This window comes from Kineothrix sp. MB12-C1, from assembly GCF_030863805.1.
Lineage (GTDB): Bacteria > Bacillota > Clostridia > Lachnospirales > Lachnospiraceae > Kineothrix.
Map to the genome: position 1 here is coordinate 670,795 of NZ_CP132957.1, position 24,998 is coordinate 695,792.

Annotated in this window: 17 protein-coding genes and 1 pseudogene; 2 read left to right on the forward strand and 16 right to left on the reverse strand. The window is 43.4% G+C overall.

What is annotated here, in order from left to right; translation table 11 throughout:
* Window positions 1–5 precede the first annotated feature (5 nt).
* A pseudogene (locus RBB56_RS18590) lies at window positions 6–113 on the reverse strand (LysR family transcriptional regulator); the annotation flags it as partial.
* A gap of 83 nt (window positions 114–196) precedes the next feature.
* On the opposite strand from RBB56_RS18590, the gene RBB56_RS03255 reads away from it, so the two are divergent.
* Entirely contained in the window at window positions 197–1,018 is an 822-nt protein-coding gene (locus tag RBB56_RS03255; protein WP_306720972.1) for a DUF368 domain-containing protein, read from the forward strand.
* Window positions 1,019–1,200: 182 nt separating this feature from the next.
* On the opposite strand, the gene RBB56_RS03260 is transcribed toward RBB56_RS03255, so the two are convergent.
* From RBB56_RS03260 to RBB56_RS03310, 11 genes are all read right to left on the reverse strand, one after another.
* A complete protein-coding gene (locus RBB56_RS03260; RefSeq protein ID WP_306720973.1) occupies window positions 1,201–1,683 on the reverse strand; it encodes a methylglyoxal synthase in 483 nt (160 codons plus the stop codon).
* Window positions 1,684–2,343: 660 nt separating this feature from the next.
* Window positions 2,344–4,413 (reverse strand): alpha-glucuronidase, encoded by a 2,070-nt coding sequence (locus RBB56_RS03265; protein ID WP_306720974.1) that lies wholly within the window; start codon window positions 4,411–4,413, stop codon window positions 2,344–2,346.
* Window positions 4,414–4,445: 32 nt separating this feature from the next.
* Entirely contained in the window at window positions 4,446–5,375 is a 930-nt protein-coding gene (locus tag RBB56_RS03270) for an alpha/beta hydrolase (protein WP_306720975.1), read from the reverse strand.
* Between the two features lie 25 nt (window positions 5,376–5,400).
* Window positions 5,401–6,588 carry a glycosyl hydrolase family 8 gene (locus RBB56_RS03275; protein WP_306720976.1) on the reverse strand — a complete coding sequence of 396 codons (1,188 nt, stop codon included), beginning with the start codon at window positions 6,586–6,588 and terminating at the stop codon, window positions 5,401–5,403.
* Between the two features lie 29 nt (window positions 6,589–6,617).
* Entirely contained in the window at window positions 6,618–8,027 is a 1,410-nt protein-coding gene (locus tag RBB56_RS03280) for a family 43 glycosylhydrolase (protein ID WP_331526460.1), read from the reverse strand.
* A 4-nt stretch (window positions 8,028–8,031) separates the two neighbouring features.
* Window positions 8,032–8,970 (reverse strand): carbohydrate ABC transporter permease, encoded by a 939-nt coding sequence (locus RBB56_RS03285; RefSeq protein WP_306720977.1) that lies wholly within the window; start codon window positions 8,968–8,970, stop codon window positions 8,032–8,034.
* Between the two features lie 13 nt (window positions 8,971–8,983).
* Window positions 8,984–9,865: an ABC transporter permease gene (locus RBB56_RS03290; RefSeq protein WP_306720978.1), complete on the reverse strand. Its 882-nt coding sequence runs from the start codon at window positions 9,863–9,865 to the stop codon at window positions 8,984–8,986.
* A gap of 164 nt (window positions 9,866–10,029) precedes the next feature.
* Complete coding sequence (locus RBB56_RS03295; protein WP_306720979.1) at window positions 10,030–11,799, reverse strand: extracellular solute-binding protein; 1,770 nt, start codon at window positions 11,797–11,799, stop codon at window positions 10,030–10,032.
* Window positions 11,800–12,274: 475 nt separating this feature from the next.
* On the reverse strand, window positions 12,275–13,750 hold the full coding sequence (locus RBB56_RS03300) for a methyl-accepting chemotaxis protein (RefSeq protein ID WP_306720980.1): 1,476 nt from the start codon (window positions 13,748–13,750) through the stop codon (window positions 12,275–12,277).
* On the reverse strand, window positions 13,726–14,376 hold the full coding sequence (locus tag RBB56_RS03305; RefSeq protein WP_306720981.1) for a hypothetical protein: 651 nt from the start codon (window positions 14,374–14,376) through the stop codon (window positions 13,726–13,728). Before RBB56_RS03305 ends, RBB56_RS03300 begins: the two co-directional genes overlap by 25 nt.
* Window positions 14,377–14,470: 94 nt before the next feature.
* On the reverse strand, window positions 14,471–16,150 hold the full coding sequence (locus tag RBB56_RS03310) for an SGNH/GDSL hydrolase family protein (RefSeq protein WP_306720982.1): 1,680 nt from the start codon (window positions 16,148–16,150) through the stop codon (window positions 14,471–14,473).
* Window positions 16,151–16,753: 603 nt separating this feature from the next.
* Between RBB56_RS03310 and RBB56_RS03315 the strand changes: the two genes are divergently transcribed.
* Complete coding sequence (locus RBB56_RS03315) at window positions 16,754–17,653, forward strand: helix-turn-helix transcriptional regulator (RefSeq protein ID WP_306720983.1); 900 nt, start codon at window positions 16,754–16,756, stop codon at window positions 17,651–17,653.
* A 317-nt stretch (window positions 17,654–17,970) separates the two neighbouring features.
* On the opposite strand, the gene ppdK is transcribed toward RBB56_RS03315, so the two are convergent.
* From ppdK to hypB, 4 genes are all read right to left on the reverse strand, one after another.
* Complete coding sequence (gene ppdK / locus RBB56_RS03320; RefSeq protein WP_306722080.1) at window positions 17,971–20,589, reverse strand: pyruvate, phosphate dikinase; 2,619 nt, start codon at window positions 20,587–20,589, stop codon at window positions 17,971–17,973.
* A 289-nt stretch (window positions 20,590–20,878) separates the two neighbouring features.
* Entirely contained in the window at window positions 20,879–21,220 is a 342-nt protein-coding gene (locus RBB56_RS03325) for a hydrogenase maturation nickel metallochaperone HypA/HybF (protein ID WP_306720984.1), read from the reverse strand.
* Window positions 21,221–21,235: 15 nt separating this feature from the next.
* Window positions 21,236–23,974, reverse strand: a complete 2,739-nt coding sequence (locus tag RBB56_RS03330; RefSeq protein WP_306720985.1) for an FAD-dependent oxidoreductase — start codon at window positions 23,972–23,974, stop codon at window positions 21,236–21,238.
* A 56-nt stretch (window positions 23,975–24,030) separates the two neighbouring features.
* A complete protein-coding gene (gene hypB / locus RBB56_RS03335; RefSeq protein WP_306720986.1) occupies window positions 24,031–24,702 on the reverse strand; it encodes a hydrogenase nickel incorporation protein HypB in 672 nt (223 codons plus the stop codon).
* Window positions 24,703–24,998 lie beyond the last annotated feature (296 nt).

The window sequence follows — 24,998 nt, forward strand, 5'->3', positions numbered from 1 at the left end:
CCCAATTCTTCTTCTAATTGTTTTATTTGGGTCGTAACATTGGATTGTGCATAGTGAAGATATTCAGCAGCTCTGGTAAAATCTCCATTTATAAAATAAGTTTCTAAATAAATGGTTTATATTATGTTCCAATTAAGTTATAATACAAGGGTCGTATCTTTAATAGATAAATAATTACATAGTTAAGGAGCAAGTTATGGAAAATTGGATTTTACGTTTTGTGAAGGGGATGTTCATCGGTTCCGGATTCATCCTTCCCGGTGTTAGTGGAGGTGCGTTAGCAGCCGTTTTCGGTATTTATGAACAAATCATTACTTTCCTGGCACACATTACAAAGGATTTTAAGAAAAATGTCCTATTCTTTATCCCTGTGGGACTTGGAGGAATTACCGGCGTCTACGTCTTATCCTTCGCCGTAAGTTTCTTACTTGGAACTTATGAAACATATATCCTCTGGATGTTCGTTGGCTGTATCCTGGGAACAATACCTGCTTTATGGGAACAAGCCGGTAAAAAGGGAAGAAACTCTAAACATATCGTTATTCTTGCGATTACCTTCGTTATCAGCCTTGTCTTCTTATTCTACGGAGAAGCTCTGTTCGGAGGCGGTGTGCCTCAGAACTTCGGTACATGGATGCTTGCAGGTGCTTTGATCGGTCTTGGTATTATTGTTCCGGGTCTTAGTCCCTCGAACTTCCTCGTTTACATGGGAATGTACAAATCTATGGCAGACGGTATTAATTCCATGGATATGATGGTTCTTATTCCCCTTGGGTTAGGAGGGCTCGCCTGTGTTCTGCTTTTAGCGAAGCTTATGGACTACATCTTCTCCAAGGCTTATGCTGGATTATTCCATTTTATCTTAGGTGTAGTATTTGCCTCTACCGTGATGATTATCCCAAGAAACTTCAATTATCTCAGCGCCGGAACAATTATCTGCATCCTTATGTGTGCGGCGGGAACTGCACTCGGTTATTGGATGAGTATGCTTGAGAAAAAATATAAACCGGAAGATTAAACCTCGCAATTTAAAAACGGACAAAAGGAAATTATCATCCTTTTGTCCGTTCATATTTATGTACTTAGCCCATGACTCTTCGTTTCGCTGTCATGGAACAGTTTCCGGTAATCTCCAATATTTCATCGAGGCCCTTCTCTTCCCTGTCAGCTCTTCTCATCTTCCTTTTCTCCTGTCAGTTCCTAGTTGCCCCCTTGCATATTACTCGCTCTTTCAGAGATATTCTTATGGAAGTTAATAACATCATGATCATAGCTTTCTTCCATCAGTTTCGAGTGAATAAGGAAGTCAGCAGTTGCTTTATTATTTGCAATGGGAATATCATACACCTGTGCAATACGGAGCAAAGCTTTCACATCGGGATCATGAGGCGCTGCCGTTAACGGATCGGAGAAGAAGATAACAAAATCTACTTTTCCCTCCACAATCTTCGCACCGATCTGTTGATCGCCCCCGAGGGGACCGCTGTTATAACCCTTCACCGGAAGGCCGGTACTATCCGTAATCATACGGGCCGTCGTTCCCGTTCCGCAAAGAAAATGCCCCTTCAATATCTCATAATTATCCTGACACCACCTAATTAAATCGCTCTTCTTACCGTCATGAGCAATTAATGCGATATTCTTTTGTTTTCCAATTGTTAATGTAATGTAATCTCTTTCCATATGGTGTCTTTCTCCTTTTATCAGCTATATTATTTAGATAATTGCAAAACTTTTTAGATTTTGTAATGTTTCTCTTATTCTATCATTACTTCCTGTACATTACAAATACAAACATAGTCAAAGCGGAAACCTCTCGGCTTCCGCTCCTTATTTTACGTTATATAATATTCATAATAAGTCCCTAAATGTTTAACGCTGCCTGTGCTGTATTGATTCAAGGCTAGACAATTTCCAAATCTATCTACTAGAATAGGCTTGCTTTTTCTACCAACGCAAGTTAGCGATTTACTCTGTCTGTGAATACCTGTATTTATTCTATATGTTTCCGTCAAGGTTAGTGATGTCTGCAACGATATCAAATCCACAAATGCAGGCACTCTATGATACCAGAAATCGGCGTGAACGGATATTATTTGCACAGAAAAAGTGGGCTGCTTATATATTTCATGCGAATGGAGTTCCATATTCTCACCGCCTTCCGCAGGAGCCGAATTAGAACAAAGGTAGGTTGTGATTAGATATGTTCTCCAGATTATCGGGATTTTTTCTCCAAAGAATGATTTTCGGCGGACAGGCAATTACGATTCTGCGAAAATCTGTACATGAGCAGTATTTAGCTACAAATTACCCTGGTTGTTGTATGAATAATCAAAAATAAAATTATTTGATGAATGAGGCCATTACCCCATAAATTTTCCTGCCTTTTTCATCCGGAATACCGGACATCCTGTAAAAATACGTATTGATTCTATCCCTCCATTCCACGGAATGCTCTTTCTGGTGAAGCATCCTTGCATGTATCCGATCGTAAGCATCCTTATCCAAATACGGTTCTATTTCTTCAAATAATTCTAAAAACCGAGCCGCATCCTGCGCCCCTTCAAAGTGAGTATCATAAATATGTTGTATAATGGTTTTTCCAGACTTTAATTGATGGCTATATGGCATATGGTGGAAAAATAAAAGCACTTCTTCCGGACAGCTTTTTGCATCTGCAAACATAGATGCCAAAGGTTCGTTGTATCTGTTGCAAAACCCTGTTCCGGCCGGGCTTCTATCCACACCTATTCCTTTGCTATCCGCACGATGGTAGGTTCCCCATCTGTCATATTCATAACCATCTACATTGGGTCCGTAATGATGTTCTGGATTTACCATCCAGCCTATACCTAAGGGTGATGTATATTTTTCATAGGTCTGCCACGACATCAGCAGTATCGTAAACAGATTTTCCATAACCTTTTTATTATCTCCAAAGGTTAGTATGATCCATTCTTTGGCAATCTGCTCGGCAGTCAGAGATGTCTGAAAGGAGAGCCGCCCGAATCCATAGAAATTTGCTGCTGCCAAATCATGTCCTGTCCAATTTTCGTCATTTCCGGTATTTGCCACTGCCGCAATACCGCAGTTTTTTCCACCGCGGCATCCACCTCTTATTAAATCCGCCACCCTGCTCTCTGGATTCTGGCAAGGTTTCTTTCTTCCTGAATCAGAAATACAGCACATGTCAAACTCCAGTATTTCTTTAAACCAGGGAATCAGATAGCAGACGTGCCACTGCTGCCCCGTATATTCCTGCGCCGCCTGTACTTCCAGCATTATATTGGTATGTGAAAGTGCTCCAAACAAGGGAGAAACCGGCTCTCTTACCTGAAAATCCATAGGTCCGTTCTTGATTTGCAGGATAACATTGTCACGAAAGCTTCCGTCTAGCGGTTTGAAATGGTCGTATGCTGCGTTTGCCCTATCCGTCTTTGTATCCCTCCAATCCTGAGTGCAGTTATAGACAAAACACCGCCATAAAATTCTGCCACCATAGGGCAGAAGGGCATCAGCAAGCATATTTGCGCCGTCACTGTGGGTTCTGCCGTAGGTAAAAGGACCGGGTCTGCCTTCGGAATCCGCCTTAACCAAAAACCCGCCAAGCAAAGGAATATGCTCCCAAATCTCTGCCGCCTTGTCCTTCCACCATTGTATCACTTTCCCGTCACAGGGGTCGGCGGTTGTCAGGCTCCCGAGCTCGATAGGGGAAGCATAATTGATACTTAAATATAAATCAATACCATAAGACGCAAAAATATCCGAAATCCTATTTACTTTCTCATAATAGCGGTGGGTAATCAGCTCTGTTGCCGCTTCTTTTACATTGACATTGTTGATGACAGCGGCATTGATGCCCACGGAAGCTGCAAGCCTTGCGTATTCCTCCACCCGCTCTCCGGTCAGCACCTCATTGCTTTTAAAAAAGAAGGACTCCCCTGAGTAACCCCGCTCTATACTGCCGTCCAGATTGTCCCAATGGTTCAGCATCCTGATGGGATTGTCAGGTGCACAGGCTTCCTCATAATCCCATTCTTCAAATTCCCGAAGCCCTTCTGCCAACTGCAGATTTCTAAGCATGGCAAACACACCGTATAAGATCCCCCTGCCGTCTGCGGCGGCAACGGTGCCCCTCCCGCCCTTTGCCGTAATACAATATTCCTCCGCCTCCATGTCTTCTATAAGCACCAGACATATCCCTTCTCTGTCTTCCGGCTCTTCCTCTACGAGAATCGTCTTTCTGCCAAATAACCCCATAATTCCTTTTTCTATTTCTAAGATAGCACTGTCTATTATTCTGCCTTCCTGTCGTCTACCTTGTTTGTAGAACTTTGGGCTGCAGAATATAGGAATGCCTCCCCCTGCAGATTTGTATAACTGTCTGTATGCAAGCCAGCAATTTGTATACATACCAATACCCCTCCTGATTTTAAGACAAGCCCTCATACATAATCGTATAAGGGCTTGTCTGCGAACCTCTTTTGCAACCATTTTTCTGCCAAGTTAATCCACTGTGCCACGTCTTCATTTATCTGTGACGCTACCTTTGAAGTCGTCTGATTTGCAAGTGACAATCCATGTGCTCCCTCTTCAAAGATATGAAGTGCAAATGGTATATTGCAATCTGCCAGTGCATGTGCCATCCGAATGCTGTGCTGGATTGGTAACAGATCATCAGAAGCCGTCGACCAGATAAACATCGGCGGCGTATTCTCTGTCACATGGTAAACCGGGCTTACTTCCTCAAACAATTCATCGGTCACTTCTGCCATACCAAGAAATGCCGTATTAGAAGCCGCAAAAAAACCTGCTGCTGTCGGATTATCCCGCACAACATCCCGCATATAATAATAGTCCGTGAGAGGATAACCCAAAATCACTGCCGCAGGTCTAAAGTGCTCTTTCCCTTCTCCAAAATAGTCCGTGATAACAGGCTTATCCCAGTTTACTGCATACATAGCACAGTTATGTGCCCCTGCTGAAAATCCGCAGATCACTATCCGCCTGGTGTCCAAAAGCCATTCTTTTGCGCGGGATGTTACCATCAACATTGCCTTCCCAATTTCACGCATGGGACTCGGATGAATACAATGCGTCTTTCGCTGCAAGGTTTCCGACATATCCGGCATACCGCCCTTTCCCTCATAATACACGGAATAGCGCAAGACAAACGCATGATACCCCATCGCCGCAAACCTTAAGGCTACCGGCTCCGCCTCCCTGTCAGAGCAATTCAGGTATGCCCCTCCGGGACAGATAATAATACCCGGTCTGGATTTCCCGTCTAACAGTTCCGGTGAATCCTCCAAAATATAGGATGTAAGCGTTACATCATTTCTATCATCATACAACTTCATCGTTTCTGATTTCATCGCAATGTCCTCCTGACTCGCTTACTCATACAGATGTCCTTTTTTTCTGGGACCATATACGATAATTACCGCTTAAAGCCAAAAAAGCAAACAAATATAAGCAATTATCATAATATCTTCTCTCTCCGATTCTCATAGGCTCATTCCAAAAACGTTTCAGCCATTCTCCTGCCAAGACCGATTCCTCATTTTCCTCCGTTAAACTATGTGGTACGGCAAGCGCACCCTGCGCCGTTGTGGCTATGATGGCGGTGGGGTGAAGAGCTTTTTGGTTTACAGGTGTGCCGTCCACTTCATATATGAGAAAGGGATTCTCCCGGCGCACCCTGCCTAAATAGTGCATGAGCCTGACGACAGCAGTCCGTTGTCCCGAATCTACCCCAAACCATTCATAATCCAGCCCGATATTGGCAGCAGTCCGGTAGGCATCACTATAAAACCAGTCATGACGCTCCGACATATTCGGCAGACTGCGGCTCATAGGGCTGCCGTCAAATTCCGCATACTCAGCAGACATCCCTGTCACGGGATGACATGCCTTTACCAGGTATTCCCTGCTGGCGGCAGCGGCTTCCTTCCAAAATCCCCTGTCCTCCTCATATGCCCACAGCCCAAACAATTCATAGAAATGCGGCAAATGATAAGACGGATCCGTAAAATCACAGCCTGGTATAAACAAGATTTGCTTGCGTTCCCGATCCCACATAGGATATCCGGGACGCCCGTTTTCCCCCTTATGAAGGCACGCCCGCAGTATTTCCTTCCCTTCTGTGGAATAATTAAATATTCCCTCCCGCTCACCCCATCTGTGAGCAGCAAAAAATAATGCCATAGCAAAAAACTCCTCGCCATCCGGTGCCGGTCCATCTGAATTCCTGGAGCCGTCCGTTTTGCAGGACCAGGCAAAATACCCTTCGTTTTCTCCTTGCTCCATCCACATATACGTTTTTGTCCATGTCCAAAGCCGGTCAAATTCCTCCTGCTTGTCTAACTGCACGGACAACATCATCCCATATGCCATACCTTCGGTACGCACATCATGATTTCCCGTGTCCTCTATATATGCCATATCTTCTCCCACCGGAAAGAAAAGCCTATCCTCTCCATAGAAGAAAGTATCTGATATTTCCTTCAACCGGTCCTCTATCTCCTGCTCGTTTTTCCCGATTTCAAGAAACATGTTCCGGTATTTTTTTCCTTCCAAAGCTTCCATATCTTCCTCCAAATCCAGTATATTATCCTCTATTCCAGCACAAAGGAAAGCAGGCTCGGACTGCCCGTACCCTTGTAAATAAAGTATAAGGCATGAATCCCTTCCGGAATTAGTGCCTCCGTCCCAAATACTGTCCATATGTTGGTACTTTCCACCGATATACTTCCAAGACACGCACCATCCGACGATGTCTTGATTTCAAATACACCATTACAATATCCTCGTGTCAGGATTGTCACACTTGGAATTCTATTTTTCCATTTCACACCATTGAAGGAGAAATACTTAAAGCCGATGACAGCAGAATCAGTGATACCTGCTATGTAACCCGGCTCTGTATCCCCGTCTCCGCCGTCCTGAGTGATTGTGGGACAATCTTCTCCGGAAGTATGAAACAAGTTACAGGCAATATAGGCAGGGTATTCTCCATATCCTTCAAGCGGTTTAGGGTTGCCCCCAAGAGATGTCATTTCCACTTGGGGAATGATACCATTCTCTTGTATCGATATCCTCTCCATACAGCCCTGTCGGGAGAACCATGTCCCGTTAGTCATCCTGTGGTAAAAGATATACCAAATGTCGTTTATTTCTACGATGCTTCCGTGATTGTTCCCCGCCGGATAAGCATGCTTGTCTCCGGGTTTATACGAATCAATATGCAAATCACAATTGCTTATGATGACGCCCCCGTATTCAAACCCATTGGTCGGTGATTTACTGGTGGCATAACACAATTCGTTCATGGCAATCGAGGAATAGATAAAATAATAGGTATCCCCCTTTTTTCGGATGGACGGAGCTTCAAAAAACTCATGCCCCTCAAATCCGGTGCCTTTGCCATAGCATCCGCCCGGCACAATCACCAAGGGCGCTTCCCTTACAGTGAGCATATCCGGTTCCAGCATCGTCACCATCGCACCCGTTCGAGATGCATCGCCATGTCCGCAAAATCCGGTATAAAGATAGGTAACTTCTCCTTCTGTTAACAATCCAGGGTCAAACTGCGGCTCATCTCCCTCCCGCTCGCCAAGCCGGATTCCGTCTGGGTAACGCACATATCCATAAAACCGATAATGTCCGGCTGGAGTATCACATACAGCCACCGACACTACAGATACTTTATCCAGCACATAATACAGATAATACCGACCGTCCGGTCCCACCGTAACGTCCGGAGCGTATAAGCACATTCTTCCGTCCGTATTTAAGGGATCATCTGTTTTCTTATAGATTACCCCTTCGTACCGCCAGTTACTTAAATCATCGACAGGTGCCGACCAGCATACATAGTCGTTCAGGCAGAAAACCCATCCGTCTGCCCGGTCATGTGAGCCATATACATAGACCCTACCGTTAAATACATAGGGTTCTCCATCGGGAATATACTCCCATGACGGAAGATATGGATTAAAACATTGTGATTTCATTTTTATACCCATGCTACTACTCCTTTACACCACCCAACATCAGACCATTCACAAAGTATCTCTGCAAAAACGGATATACCGCCAAAATTGGCAATGCCGTTACTACGGTAATCGCAGCCCGCAGCGACTGGGGCGTGACGGCTGTATTAAGCCCGGACGATGCAGCTGCATTTGCCCCAGCGGGACTGCTGCTGGCAGACCTTAAGGCACTGGCTAAGAGCTTCTGCAATTCGTATTGCAGGGTTGACAGACTTTGGTCAGCAGGATTGTATAGGAAGGTATCGAACCAATTGTTCCAACTTCCTACCGCAACAAAGAGCGTAATGGTCGCCAGAGTAGGCGTACATAAGGGCGTGATGATTTGTAAAAAAATACGGAACTCGCTGGCACCGTCAATCTTTGCCGACTCGACAAGGGATTCGGGAAGCCCTTTTATATAGGTTCGTATGACAATCAAATTAAAGGCACTTATCATCGAAGGCAGCCAATAAACCGTGAACGTGTTCAAAAGGTTCAGGTTCCTCATCAGCATATAGTTTGGTATCATACCTGCGTTGAAGTACATAGTCAGCACGAATATCATCGTTATCGGTTTGTTAAATATGTATTCCCTGCGGCTCAATACATAAGCAAGCATGGTCGTAAAGAAGAGATTCGTTATCACATTGACTATCATTTTCAGCACACTCATAAAAAACGCATTATAAATCGTGTGCATACTCAGGACCACCGCGTAATTTCTGAGAGAAAACTGACGCGGCCATATGTGAATCCCGCCCCTTACCGTATCCATCGGGTCATTAAAAGAAACAGCCAGAGTATTCAGCATAGGGTAGAGCATAATCACAGAAAGCAGAATTAAAAACGAGGAATTCAGCGTTCTGAAGATAATGTTCTCGGCAGACATATTTCTATTTTTTATTTTTTTCACTTTTACTTTCATTTTTCTATCCATTTTTTTATCCCCCCTATATCAGCTTCTCTGAGCCAAGCTTTCCGGCTAAGTAATTTGCAGCAAATACAAACACAAAGCTGACACCTGTTTTCATAATACCCGCCACTGTTGCAAGACTGTAGTCACGTAGCTGAATGCCGTATTTCAAGACGAAGATATCTATGTTTTCCGCCATTTCTGCTGTTACCGAACCACCCAGGAAATATTGGAGTTCAAAACCGGATTGAAGCAACTGTCCCGTTGCCATGATAAGTAATATAACGATAGTGGGCTTGATACTCGGCAGGGTAATCCAGCACATCTTCTGGTAGCGGTTGGCGCCGTCTATATCCGCCGCCTCGTAGAGCGATGGGTCTATCGCCGTCATGGCCGCAAGATAAATGATAGTGTTCCAGCCCAGTGACTTCCACAGATTACCAAAGGCTACAATCCACCAAAAATATTCCGGCTTCTGCAAAAAGGCAATCGGCTCACTGATGATGTTAAGGTTCATAAGTACCGTATTGATGATACCGCCGGAGGAGGGCAGCGACAGCGCAGTCGCTATCATGCCGGTAGCGATAATCCAGCTTAAAAAGTGAGGCAGGTAAGATATATTCTGGACAATGCGTTTAAAACCCATGTGCCGCACTTCGTTAATCAGAAGAGAAAGACCTATCGCGCAAAAGGTCCCCAATACTAAGGTCAGCAAGCTCTGTCCAAAGGTATTGCGGACAGACCTGAGGAATTGCTCCCCGTACAGACCCTGAAAAAGCTTTGTGAAATTAGCAAATCCAACCCATTCCTGCTCCCATATACTGCGGATTTGCGGCTTGTAATTCTGAAAAGCCATTGACCATCCGGTAAGGGGATAATAAGAGAAAAATAGCATATACAGCACTAAGGGCACACTCATCAGGATAAGCTCCCGCTGGCGGACGATATTGCGCCATGTTATTTTGTTTTTTTTAGGTTGATGCTTCGTTTTGTACTTGCTCATAAGGATTCATCCTCTCATAGTTTATTGCAGGGGACAGCTGCTTTTCTGTCCCCTGCAAAATGATTATTCATTTAACCTGATTATTTAAGGCGTTCCTGTATGCCTTTGTTGATATCATCTTCATAAGCCTGAATATTCACTCTGTCAAGCTGTGTGAGATATTCATCCCAAACCTTGTCAAAATTCTCCATAGATTCAAGAATGGCTCTTGGCAAATATTGCATTGCAAGGTCTTCCATCTGTCTGTTGGCAATTTCTGCTTCTTCCGACAGTTCAATATTCCAAGCAGGATAATACGGCGGATTCTCAGGCGGCTGGTTGATAAATCCTTTCCAGGTTGATTTACCATAAGCCTCAAGGAAGTTTTTATCATATTCCACAAGCGTATCGGTAAACTCTTTTACAGAACCATTGGCATCAAATGGATTGCCGTCAGAGTGTGTACCCTGATGCTTTACAAGCTGGTCACGGAAAGCCATGAGACGGTTATTGCTCATCCAAACAAGGTCTTCCTGTTCCCTGCGCATCTCTTCGGTGCGGTAGAACAGACCGTCTTCGTCTACCAGATAATCTTCGCCTTCAATACCCCAGAAGAGAATCTTCTGCCATTTCTCACTAAGCATCAATTCCAAGAATCCCAGAACTACTTCCACTTGCTGGCAGGAGGTAGAAATCCCCATACCCTGCTGTTTGTTCATAACATCGCGGTCTGCATACCACGGCTCATTGCCATCGAAGGTAGGCATGGTAGGAACCCAAGTGCGCTCCTGTCTGCTGGATGCAACCAGTGACTCAACCGCGTTGCCAAAGCCCCAGCGCTGGTCATGCATGCCCAAAACAGCACCGCTGGCAAGCTTCGCCTGATACTGGTCTTCGGTCAGAGTAAAAGACTCCGGATCCACAAGACCTTTGTTATACATCTCGTTGAGGAACTTGAACCATCTGTAAGCATACTCGGAATTTGCATAAATCTTTGCGACATTACTCTCATCAACGATAACACCGCCGTTGTTAGGGCTGCCGGCAAGCAGGGCAGGCGGGTTGGTAATACCCCATACACGACCGGGGAAGCAGGGGATTACAAAACCGACAGTCTCCACACCGTCTATGGCCGGGTATTTATTCTTGTAATTTTCGATAAGTTCAAAGTATTTCTCTATCGTCATGTTACTCAAGTCGGGATAACCGGCATCCTCAAGTACCGCCTTTTGGATAAAGAAACCGGGACCGTAGTGCTCATTGCCGTTGATTTCGCCATAGTAGCGGTTGTAGTTCGGCAGAATATACAGCCCATCCTCCACTTCTCCGCCTTTATAGCTTAGGTAATTCATATAAGGGTCTACGTGCTCTTTGAGTAGAGGATAGTCGCCGCTATCAAGATAGTCATTCAGACGCAGCATCGCTCCGCCTGTCACCAAAGGGGCCTTAATCTCCGAAGGTGCGAGAATATCAGGATAGGTTCCGCCGGCAAGTAACGTACCGGTACGCATTTCCTGATTGTCCGGAGTGGTTAATTCGTACTCCAGCGTAACGCCAAGCTCTTCCTTTAATAACTTGGCAATCTTGTTGTCCGGTGAGGGCAATGCCTGATTGGTAACCAGCCATATCGAAATTGTTACCGGATCATCGGGTGAAAATACAACACCGTTGCTTGCAGTTACGCCATTACCTGAATCCACATTACCTGAATTATCAGTATTCTCGGCACCTCCTTGCTGAATGTTGGATACTTCGTTGCTACTCCCTCCCACTCCTGCATCGTTACTTGCGCCGCATGCCGCAAGAACAGTAACAGACATGGCCATAGCCAGCAACAAAGCTATGGATTTTTTCAGTTTAATGTTCTTCATACTCATTTTACCTCCCTTTATACTACTATTTTTTAATTACTAACAGTGTCCTTACTCTTATAAGTATATAAAATTATTTTCTTTTTTGCTTATCATATATTGCTTTTGCATTTTCCACATATTGCTCAATTTTTATTTTATAATATTATCCATTTCGTCATATTGTTTTTTTCTCAAACACATTTCATTGTCTAACTATAAAACTAAACATTTATTACAGTATAATTTTTAATTAATTGTATGTTTTTTTATTACTCAATAAAAATTTTCGCAATTTCTACCAATCATAACATAGAGGCATTAATGGCAGGGAAATATTAGCAACCTATAGAAGGCTTCATCCGAATCGTAGAGGGAAACTGTGAAATTGTACATTTTTTGACGGGCTCCACACTTGACTATCTGGATACTCACTACCCGAAAAACCTCACCTTAGATTGTGTAGCTGATATCGCAGAATTTTCAAATTTTCAATTTAATCTATTGTAAACTTGCAGATTAAGTACTCCAGCGCATCTGCATCTTCTTTTAGTAACTCCACATCCCTTACCAGATTATAAATAATTTTCACTTCCTCATCCAAAGCAGCAGTAACCTCCTCCGTGGCAATTGCCGTCTGTTCAGACACTACAGAAATATTTCGGATAGAGTCTTGTACCTCTTCCTTCTCTATACTGATTGTCTGTATGCTATCTGTGATACCCCTGAGACCGTTAACCAAAGCTTCTACACATTGGTTTATCTCTCCGAATATCTGGATTGTTTCTCCCAAGGCACCCGCCTGCTCGAATACAATATCTTCCGCCTCTTTTGCTGAATCAGTGGTTATCCTAGTCGTTTCGGCAATATTTCCTACAATATTCTTTATATTATTACCTGCCTGCATGGATTCATCTGCAAGTTTCCTGATTTCTTCCGCTACTACAGCAAAACCTCTGCCATTCTCTCCTGCTCTTGCTGCTTCTATCGAGGCATTCAAAGATAATAAATTCGTTTGTTTTGCGAGATTATTGATGGTGTCAACAAATTTCTCAATTTCTGAGGAGCGCTCCTGCACATTGTTGATATTTTCCATAAGAATCTTTGTAATTGCCACTGTCGTCTCCGATTTTCGATTTAACTCATCCACAATGACACGTCCTTGTTCCACTGCCGTAGTAGTTCTATGTATCGTATTGCCCATATGAGCAGTGCCTTCACATACAATATCAACTTTTTTTGCAAAACCCAACATTTTATTATTACTAATTTCTGCTTCCTTTGCCTGCGTCTGTGTACCTGCTGACACTTCATCCACTGCTGATGATATCTCACGGATGGAAGCATTGATCACCTCCGATTTAACTGCAACGTCATCCGACATTTCCTTTACTTTATTTCCAAACTTCTTCATATCTGTGAGGAGTGTCCGCATACCAAAAAGCATATCATTCATTCCATTTGCCAGCATATTGAACTCATCTTTGCGCTTCATGATAAAATTTAGTGTCAGATCCCCCTCTGCAACCTTACCCATACCTTTCGTCATCACCTTTATGGATTTGCCCATATCTGCAGCAATCCTACTCCCTATTATAAAAGCAATCACACTCGCAAAAATCACCATCGCAATACAAATGTTACGAATAAAAGTAACTTCCTTTAGTATATTATCCTGAGGAATTAATCCGCAAAGCATGATGCCCGTCTCTCCTACTGGTGCATATACATACAAATAAATGCCTCCATTATACTTCACGTACTGAGATCCTGCTTCTTTCTCCATCTTGCTTGTCGCATAAAAGTCTTTATTTGTAAATACAGAATCCGTACCCTCGTATGCTACGTCTTCCTCCCCTTGCTGTGCACGAATTATCTCACGTTCATCAAGTGTAACTAATGCCTTGATGCTGTTGCTGCCAAAATCCATCGCTTTCAGCATATCTTCTACTGTCGTTGTCGTAATATCCACATAAGGTATGTATTTCCTTGCGGAAACTTCTGATAGAATACCAAGGCATAGCCATCTGGTGAGATTTGAAACTGCTTGTCAAGATAGGTATGATATCCAAACCATGCATTCTTCTGTGCATTGTTTTCCAGGAAATACTGCCCCTCCGGCGATTCCATAAGGCCGGTATACGGATCATTCCCTATGCTGTAGGAGGCCGAAGTAATACTCTTTCCATGCTCCGATATAATATGGTAGCTGTCCACATATTTCACCGACACCTGCATTCGCAGCAAATCTTTTTTCACATTGTTCCAATACTGAATGGATTTACTGTTATTTTGTGCATAATACGTTCCATAGTAACTGGAAAGATTCTCCCCTACTACCATTTCCAATGCTTTTGAGGACACACTTCCGGCCAGCATATCACAATACATGCTCATGGATGATATTGTGCTTTTTGAAGAATCCTCTACTTTAGTTTTTATCGTATCGGAAGCCGTCTTATAGGAAACGAATCCCAGAATCATAATAAATGCAATCGGAACCAAAAAGGCGCTTATTAATCTCCCCATTATGCTGGAGCTTTTCTTGATCTTTCTTTTTTCGACCTTTTTTATCTTTTTACGTTTTCCTATTTTCATATGCTTCCTCCCTCGTAAACTTATCAGATACCATTCTTCAAAAAGTTTAAAACTGCACTCCCTCCGAATATAAGGCATTGTATTGTGCAAATTACTAAACCGTATATCCGAACCCCAATATGGTAAATTCCTTGTCCGGTTCTTTCATTTGAATCATAATCGTATGTTTTGCGGCCTCGTCATTATTATAAAGAATTTTGGAATTACAGTGCGTCCAGTTGTTGAAGTGAGGGTCTGCCTCTGCAAAAAACTCCCCGTCCACCCATATGTCTGCCGCTCCAGCTTGCGTTTCTCCGGAATCCTTAAAAACAAATATCAGATTCCTACTTATCAGCTTTAGTACAAATGGGCTGCTGCTCCTTGCCGGTACATGCTGCCAGTTGTTGGGAAACTCCGGTGTCTGGAATGTATCCATATCTCTTTCTACCATCTGTAGCTGTTCATCCGTTCCCGTAAATCCCCCCTCTTCTATTCTTATCTTTTCAGGGATTGTTTTTCTGTCAAAAAAGTGTATTTTTTCAAAAACATCCGAATATACAGGACTTCCTTCCGAAATTTGTTCGTCTGTATAGGGCAGGATATCCACCTTCTCTATCAGATGCAGCATACAATCTGCCATAATCCGGTGTCCCAGATTTGACGGATGGTAAATGTCATAAAAATATTGGTGTTTGGATAACACTCTTTGCTCTTTATCATAAAACTGTTCCACTATTGCATCTTGAATACTCACCATTGGCAGTCGATAACGCTCTCCTACGGGAATCATTCTCTTCTGCAAATTAAAATCATCTTCAAATACAGCAAAGAGCAATATAACGGCGGGCTTGTTTCCTGAATAGTATATCTTCCTCACAAGGCTTTCGTAGCAGCCGCCCTCCAGCTCATCCTCTGTATCGTTAACTGCAAATTCCACAATCACAATATCCGGCTGTACCTTGCCACCCTTTGTCACTTCCTCTTCATATCGCAGCAATCCCAGTTGAGATGGCGTTCCCCCTACTCCCGCTTTCACGAACCTAAGATTATCTTTATCCCCGTATTTTTTCTTGATTCCTTCATAAGTAAGCCGTGCATAGCATTTTTCTTGAATAGGTTTTGCACCTGCTCCCTGTGTAATGGAGCCACCAATAAAAGCAATGGTCACTTCTTCTCCCCGTTTGACCTTTTCCAGTGCATTTTTCAGCCGAAGGGTATTACCCGGCGACACCAGAGAGCGTGCAATCATTTCATCATATTTTGACGAAGCAGTATCTACTTCTTCCTCTTGCATACTTTCTTCCACATAAAACCCGTCATTTAAGTAAAATCTCACTGTGACTGTGGCAAGCTCTCCTCTTTTTTGAAATATGAACTGTAGGCAGCCGGGAACATCATCATCCTTTGACCATAGCGTCTCCTGTAAGGAGATAAGTGTTTCACTTCCATCTGTTTTGCAGCCGCGGGAAAGAGCAGTACCTCCGTTATATACATCCTTTTTTCCGTAACACTTCAGTCGAAAATCAATCTTTCCCAAGCTTGCATCTGCTGCCGTAACCCGGACACCTATGCTGTGCACCAGTCTGCGAAATCCTTGACAGCTTTCCATCATATGGATGATTTCTGCATCCTCCACGCCTCCTGTATACTTCATGCAATGCCGGATTCTTCCCCTATCCAGATATATTTGCTGCATATATCCGCTTTCCTGATGGTCGGTACCTTCTATCTGCATATCTTTCATAATATAGAATCCGGGACGCTGCCCTACCGGATCAGTTGGGGATTTATACATTCTCTTCACCTCCGAATATTACCGTAAACGTTGTATTACTAATTTTTAACTAGTAACAGTGTCCTTACGCTTATAAATATATAGAATTATCTTCCTATTTGCCTATCATATATTGCTTTTACATTTTCCACATATTGCGCACTTTTCACTTGATAATATTACCTGTCGGGATAAGCTAATAAAGTTACAAAGATATTACAGGTATCATTAGAGAAGAGAATGGTCTTATCCCCTTCTTTTTTCTTTCCTTTTCTGATATAATCGTTTTAACATTGGATATTTTGAAGAAGAAGTAGATGAATTTCGACGTGCAGCCCGTGGTCATTGGGGTGTGTAAGTAAATCTACGCTAGCACCTTGACTTTACATTTCGAGATGATAAAAACACAAGCTTTTGAACCGGTCTCAATAGATGCTGGTTCGGATAACCGTTTGTAAGTTTATCCTGGTTGCCTGTTCCGTCATATTGCTTTTGTTCAAACATATGATATTATCCGACTATAAAATTAAACATTATTTATAGTAAAATTCTTAATTAATTATGTTTTTTAGTATTTACTAAAAGTTTCGCAATTTTTACCAACCACAGCATAGAGGTATTAATATGGCAGAGAAATATCAGCAGCCTATAGAAGGCTTCAGCCGAATCGTAGAGGGAAACTATGAAATTGTACATTTTTTGACGGGCTCCACTATTCGAATATGGTATAACCAAGAGGCACAGGACTTTTCTTCCCATTGGCACCCTGCCATGGAAATTATTATGCCTGTGGAAAATATCTATACCGTCACCATACACGAAACAAAGTTTGTATTGAACCCCAATGACATATTAATTATTCCCGCTGGAGAGCTGCACCATCTGATGGCTCCGCCTTGCGGTGCACGACTTATTTATATGTTTGACTTTTCCGTTATTTCAAAGATAAAGGGTTTCTCTTCCCTGTTGCCCTTTTTGGCACAGCCTATACTGATCAATCAGGAAACTTATCCTTTGTATTATACGGATCATTATCAGCTTCTGCTTAAAATACGGGATGAATACTTTAGTGACAACAATCTGCGGGAGCCTCTGATCTATTCCCACTTAATTAACTTCTTTGTCCATCTGGGACGCAGCCGCATCAATACCGACATGGCTTTTCCTTACATACATACAACAAAGCGCAAGGATTTGATTGAGAAGCTGAACATCGTATTTGACTATCTGGATACTCACTACCGGGAAAACCTCACCTTAGATTCTGTAGCTGATATTGCAGGATTTTCAAAATTTCACTTTACTCGCCTGTTTAAGCAATGCTCTGGACAGAACTTTTATGATTATTTATGCTATAAGCGGATTAAATCTGCGGAGCTTCTGTTGGTGCATCCGGAAATCACCATAACCGAAATAGCCCTGCAATCGGGCTTTTCCAGCATATCCACTTTTAACAGAACCTTCAAAAAGCTTAAAAACTGCACTCCCTCCGAATATAGGGCATTGTATTGTGCAAATTATTAAGCCGTACACTCGAATCCCAATATGGTAAATTCCTTATCCGGTTCTTTCATTTGAATCATAATCGTATGTTTTGCGGCCTCGTCATTCGTTTCCGCAACCCATGAATAAGAACGCCTGAAAGAATAAGGCCAGCAGTGACTTTAAGCAATTCTGCCCATTGCCAACCGGAATCCCTCGGCCAGCTTTCCGAACAGGCAGACTATGTGATTGACTATACTTTATTTGTAAATAACCAACAACACCTTTAGCCACTAGAAAGCAGGATAATGCATTTATAAAGATGCACTACCCTGCTTACATTAATTATAGATGGGGACTTAACCTTTTAACGCTGCTTGTGCGGCTGCCAACCTGGCAATCGGCACACGGAACGGTGAACAGGATACATAATCGAGACCTGCCTTATGACAGAATTCCACGGAAGAAGGATCTCCGCCATGCTCTCCACAGATTCCCAGCTTCAGGTTCGGGCGGGCCGCCCTTCCTCTCTGCGCCGCCATCTCGATTAATTGTCCTACGCCATTGTGATCTAGTTTCGCAAAAGGATCCGATTCATATATTTTACTTTTATAATATGCGGACAAGAACTTACCTGCATCATCTCTGGAAAAGCCGAAGGTCATCTGAGTCAAATCATTCGTTCCAAAGGAGAAGAATTCCGCTTCCTCCGCAATCTCATCAGCCAACAGAGCAGCACGCGGTATCTCAATCATCGTGCCTACCTGGTAATGGATGTCCGAATCCTTTTCCCGTTTCACAGCTTCTGCCGTTTCCACTACTACATCCTTTACATATTTCAATTCCTTCTTATCTCCTACCAAAGGAATCATAATCTCAGGTACCACATCAAAGCCTTTCTCTTTCTTCACTTCAATTGCCGCTTCCATTACAGCTCTCGTCTGCATTCTTGCAATTTCAGGATAGCTCACAGATAAACGACAGCCTCTATGTCCCATCATTGGGTTGAACTCATGAAGAGCATCACAAGCTTCCTTTACCTTTGCAACAGAAAGTCCCATTTCCTCAGCCATCTGCACGATGTCCTTTTCTTCCGTAGGCACGAACTCATGAAGTGGAGGATCTAAGAAACGAATCGTTACCGGTCGGCCTTCCATCACCTCATACAACCCTTTGAAATCGCCCTTTTGGAAAGGAATCAGCTCCGCCAGAGCTGCTTCTCTCGCTTCTACCGTTTCGGATAGAATCATCTTTCGAATCTTCGGGATTCTATCCGGCTCAAAGAACATATGCTCCGTCCGACAAAGTCCAATGCCTTCTGCACCTAATTTAATCGCATTCATCGCATCGGAAGGTGTATCCGCATTTGCGCGAACCTTCAACGTCCTATATTCATCAGCCCAAGCCATAATACGCCTGAAATTGCCGGTGATTCCTGCTTCTACTGTCCGAATATCTCCTTTATATATCTTTCCGGTGGAACCATCCAAAGAGATATAATCTCCTTCTGTGAAATGGTGTCCTCCGAGCTCGAACGTCTTAGCATCTTCGTTAATGTGAACTTCTGCGCAGCCCGATACACAGCAGGTTCCCATCCCTCTCGCTACTACCGCTGCATGAGAGGTCATACCTCCCCGTACCGTAAGAATACCTTCTGCTGCATGCATTCCTTCGATGTCCTCCGGTGAGGTCTCCTGGCGTACCAGAATTACTCGTTCTCCTCTCTCGTGGGCAAGCACTGCATCTATCGCATGGAAATATACCTTACCCGCCGCTGCTCCGGGAGATGCCGGAAGAGCTTGTCCAATTACCTCACCTGCCTTTAACGCTTCCGTATCGAAGTTCGGATGAAGCAATTGATCCAAGGACTTCGCCTCAATTCTTGCAACTGCTGTGCGGGAATCAATCATCCCCTCATCCACAAGATCGCAAGCGATTTGCAAAGCTGCTCCCGCCGTACGCTTCCCGCTTCTCGTTTGCAGGAAGAACAACTTTCCTTCCTCAATTGTAAACTCCATATCCTGCATATCACGATAATGGTCTTCCAATCGGTTCGCCGTCTCCACAAATTGCTTATAACATTCCGGTAAATCCTCTTCTAATTTCGCAATTGGCTGCGGTGTGCGAATTCCTGCCACCACATCTTCTCCTTGCGCATTGATCAAATATTCTCCAAAAATCCCCTTCGCGCCTGTCGATGGATTCCTCGTAAAGGCCACACCGGTTCCCGAAGTATTTCCCATATTACCAAACACCATAGCCTGTACATTAACTGCAGTTCCCCAATCTCCGGGAATATCGTTCATACGGCGATAAACAATTGCCCTATCATTATCCCAGGAACGAAATACTGCTTTTACAGCTTCCATTAACTGTTTCCTCGGCTCCTGTGGGAAGCCTTCTTTTTTACGTTCAAAATATAACTTCTTAAAGCGTTCCGTCGTTTCTTTTAAGTCTTCCGCCGTCAATTCAGAATCTGTCTGAACACCTCTACTCTCTTTCATTTCATCCAATATCTTTTCAAATAAGGGTTTCGGGATTTCCATTACTACATCGGAAAACATCTGGATAAATCGCCGATAGGAATCGTAAGCAAATCTGGGATTCCCTGTCTTTTTCGCAAAGCCTTCCACCGCTTCATCGTTAAGCCCCAGGTTCAATATGGTATCCATCATGCCCGGCATAGAAGCCCTGGCTCCGGAACGGACGGATACAAGTAACGGATTATCGGTATCGCCGAACTTTTTCCCTTGCTCTATCTCCAATTTCTCTAATGCTTCGAAGATCTGTGTCTCGATTTCCTGTGTAATCTGCCGCCCCTGCTTATAATAGTCTGTACATGCCTCCGTAGTCACTGTAAATCCCTGCGGAATCGGAAGTCCAAGCCTTGTCATCTCAGCCAAGTTCGCTCCCTTTCCTCCTAACAGGTTCTTCATGTCCGCACTACCTTCCTCAAATAAGTACACCCATTTCGCCATAGCTTTGTTTCCCTTTCTCATTCCCTTTGTTAATAGTGCCGAAATGCTCTTTCGACCCTCTGTATATCTTTTCCATAATTGATAAGCCATTATATCATATATTCCCTAAAATGCACAGTTTTTTCACAAAACATCTTAAAATATCTAAAAAGTTAATACTTTTGTTCAAAATGTTAAATAATTAACATGTATTATCTCATTTTAATACATAATTTATGTATATTCATACAAAAAGAACTGCTGCGGTGCCGACTAAATTCGTAGCACCACAGCAGCTTTATTTCCTGTCTCAATAACAGACAATTTCTTTAATATAGAATTCTCTTCCGCTCAGCATTTCAAACTGCGTACCTCGGCAAGTAGGGCATGCCCCATGATGTTCAGGCACATGGAAAACAGTATGACAGCTTCCGCACCTCCCGTTTGCTGGGATAACCTCTATCTCCAGCTCGGCATTCTCCAAGGTAGTGCCATCCACTGCCGCAGGGTATACATCTTTGATGTATTTGGGAATCATAGAGGAAAGCTCACCAACCTGTAATATAATCGTAGCAACTTCTTCTACTTCATTTTCTTGTGCAAATGCTTCCACAACCCGCACCACTTCCATTACAACGCCTAATTCGTGCAACTCGATTCCCCCTTTTTATTTGCCTCTCGAAAGAGCTTTCTGCACCTTTCTGACCGCAATCTTACCTTTTCTCTTCAGGACGGTCTTCACTACGACAGGTTTCATATCTGTAAAGGCAACTCCTTCTCCGTTATAAACACGTTCCAAGGTGATTGCATCGAATTTACATTTGGTCGTGCACTGTCCGCAGCCTACACACATATAAGAATCCACCACTGTTACACCGCAGCCTAAGCAACGCTCTGTCTCCTTGCGCATCTGTTCTTCTGTAAGGGTTCCTCGTAAATCCCTGAAACTTTCCTCTGCTTTTTTCTCAGAAGAAATATTCTCGGGGCACTGGCGGGGCGTATTGTCATAGGATTCGATAATCGCTGCTTCTTTGTCCAACTCCTTGTAAATACGACGGTCACGTCCATATACAAGACTCTGTCCCGGATGTACGAAACGGTGAATAGAAATTGCTGCCTGCTTGCCCGCTGCAATAGCATCGATGGCAAAACGAGGACCTGTATAAACATCACCACCTGTAAAAACATCCTCCTGCGCAGTCTGATAAGTGAAGGAATCTGCCTCCAGAGTTCCGTTAGGTCTTGTAACAGCCGCCGAACCTTGCAATAAGTCTCCCCAAAGGATGGACTGGCCTACAGAAAGAAGTATGTAATCTGCCTCTACCGTTATCGTATCATCTTCATCATACTGAGGGCTAAATCTTCCCTCTGCATCGAAGACGCTTATACATCTCTTTAATTCAATACCGGTTACCTTACCATCTCTTGTAAGAATACGTTTCGGTCCCCATCCATTGCGAATATCGATATGCTCTTCCTCGGCCTCTTCAATTTCATCCTTGGAAGCCGGCATCTGGGCTCTGTTCTCAAGGCAGCACTGCACTACAGAATCAGCACCCGCACGGACTGCAGTCCTTGCTACGTCTATCGCAACATTTCCACCGCCTACAACAACAGCCTTTCCATTAATCTTCGCCTCATTATCCTGATTTACCATACGAAGGAAATCGATACCGGACATAACACCCTGTGAATCTTCTCCCTCAATACCTACTTTTCTTCCTCCTTGAGCTCCGATCGCAAGATAGAAGGCTTCATATCCCTGTTCTCTTAGTTCATCCAAAGTGATATCTTTTCCAACTTCTATGCCGGTCCTAAATTCCACTCCCATTTCTTTTATAATCTCAATTTCAGCTTCTACCACATCTTTTTCCAAACGGAAACTCGGGATTCCCATGGTCAGCATCCCGCCAAGCTTCTTCTCTTTTTCAAATACGGTAATCGTATAACCATCGAGAGCCAAATAATACGCGCAAGAAAGTCCTGCCGGCCCCGCACCTACGATCGCAATTTTCTTATTGCTGTAATCACGACGCTTCTTCGGTATTACACGATTCTCTTTATCTAGCTCCTGCTGCGCGATAAATTTCTTGATTTCATCGATAGCGATAGGAGAATCGATATCCCCCCGCGTACAAGCATCCTCACAACGTCTGTTGCAGATACGTCCGCAAACTGCAGGAAGGGGATTCTCATGGCGAATCAACTCGAGCGCATCTTTATATTTTCCCTGTGAAGCCAACTTAATATATCCTTGCACACCGATATGTGCCGGGCAATTCGTCTTACAAGGTGCAGTTCCCGTCTCTACTACGTTCTCTTTATTAATACGGTAGTCAGGATTCCAATGTTCTTCTCCCCACTCCATATCGCGAGGTGTTTCCCTCGTCGTAATATCATCTACTATGGGCTTAGAGGAACATAATTTCTGTCCGAGTTTCAACGCGTTCACCGGGCAATTTTCTACACATTGTCCGCAAGCTACACACTTTTGCGAATCTACCTTTGCCACATAGTTAGAGCGAACCATATCATTGTTCTTAAACATTGCTGCAGTTCTTAAAGAAAGGCAGCCACAGCCACAGCAGTTACAAATCGCATGAGTCTTCCCTGATCCATCAATATTGGGAATCTGGTGCATCAAACCATTTTCTTCCGCACGCTTAATGATTTCAAAGGCTTCTTCCCTTGTAATCTGGCGGCCTCTTCCCGTTTTGATGTAATATTCTGCCGCGTGTCCCATCTGGATACACATGTCTTCTTTCAAGTGTCCGCAGCCCTCACCCATGATTTCACGGTCAGTACGGCAAGAACAAGCAGTAACGGTAAAAATATCATTATCGTTCAGATACTTTGAAACCTCCTCATAGGAAGCACGACGGGTATTGCCGTCAATGGCAGTCTCAATAGGGATAACGCGCATCAATCCTACGCCCGGAGGGAAAGAGCCGGAACTCATAGGTCCCCTTACACGGCCATAGGCCTCCATGGCATATCCTATAATAGGATATTTCTCTACGTTCTCCAGATTGTTCACAATCATCTCCATCGTTCCGGGAATCCATGTTTCTGCCCAGAATACGTCTTCTCCATCGATGGTATTAACAAAACATACACCATAAACAGCTAGTTTCATCAACTGCTTGTGGCAATAATCCTCCGGCTTATTCAGAACCTTAGCAATTTCCTTCGTAGTACGTTTCTCACATACACCAAGTCCCATTCCTACTTCTGCCATCTCATCATCAACCCCGGCTTCGAGAATAACATATTCGGGATCATCCCATTTATAAGCATTCTTGGCACCTGGCTTTTTACGTCCGATGTGATTGGCGAGCGCCAGCACCTTTTCATTATAGGTACATTCATACCAATCAGGGAATATCATTTTAGTAATGTCTTTCATGTCGATTTTATACCTTTCTTATGCATTCATATGTTGGCTATTAATTGATTCATTTGCTAAACGGACTGCCATGTTTTCGTTTCATTATAGAGCCAATCGGCAAATTCTTCTATTCCTTCACCCGTCTTGGCACAGACCGGAATAACCTTAATATTGGGATTTAATTTCGTCACTCGATCTATGCAAGCCTGCAAATTGAAATTAAAGTACGGCATTACATCTATTTTATTCACTAAAAGTACGTCGCAGATGGAAAACATCAAGGGATATTTCAATGGTTTATCATCGCCTTCCGGCACACTCAAAATCATAGCATTTTTCACAGAACCTGTATCGAATTCTGCCGGACATACGAGATTTCCTACATTCTCCAAAATCACAAGATCCGTTCCCTCCGCTTCAAGGCCCTCCAATCCTTGCTTCGTCATATCCGCATCCAGGTGGCACATCCCCCCTGTATGGAGCTGTATCACCTTCACTCCTGTTTCAGAGATCGTCTTAGCATCCACGTCCGAATCGATATCTGCCTCCATCACTCCGATGCGAAGCTTATCCTTCAGAAGCTCAATCGTACGTGTCAACGTTGTTGTCTTCCCCGCTCCGGGAGAAGACATTAAGTTCAGCAAAAATATTTTATCTTCTTTTAATTGCTCTCTCAATAAATCTGCTTGTTTATTATTGTCCTCAAATACACTTTCCTTAATCTGAAGTATCTTGTATTCCTTCATTACTCGTGTCCTACTCCTTTCAAAGTACGGCATTTTAGATAATTGCGAAACTCATTAACTTTCACAATTTCATACACAATTCATAAGCTTTGAGGCAGAAAGAATTGTATGAAAGATTTTTCAAGCGATTTTATGCTACGGAGCTGAGACATAAGAATCCTTGAAGCCCTTGCTGAAAAGGATTCCTGCTTTGGCTCAGCGAAGTGCACAGCATAACCAGAGCATGGAAAACTTTCATACAATCTTTCTTAGTTAAACACTGTATTTATTGTGTATGAAATTTTTACTACTTACCT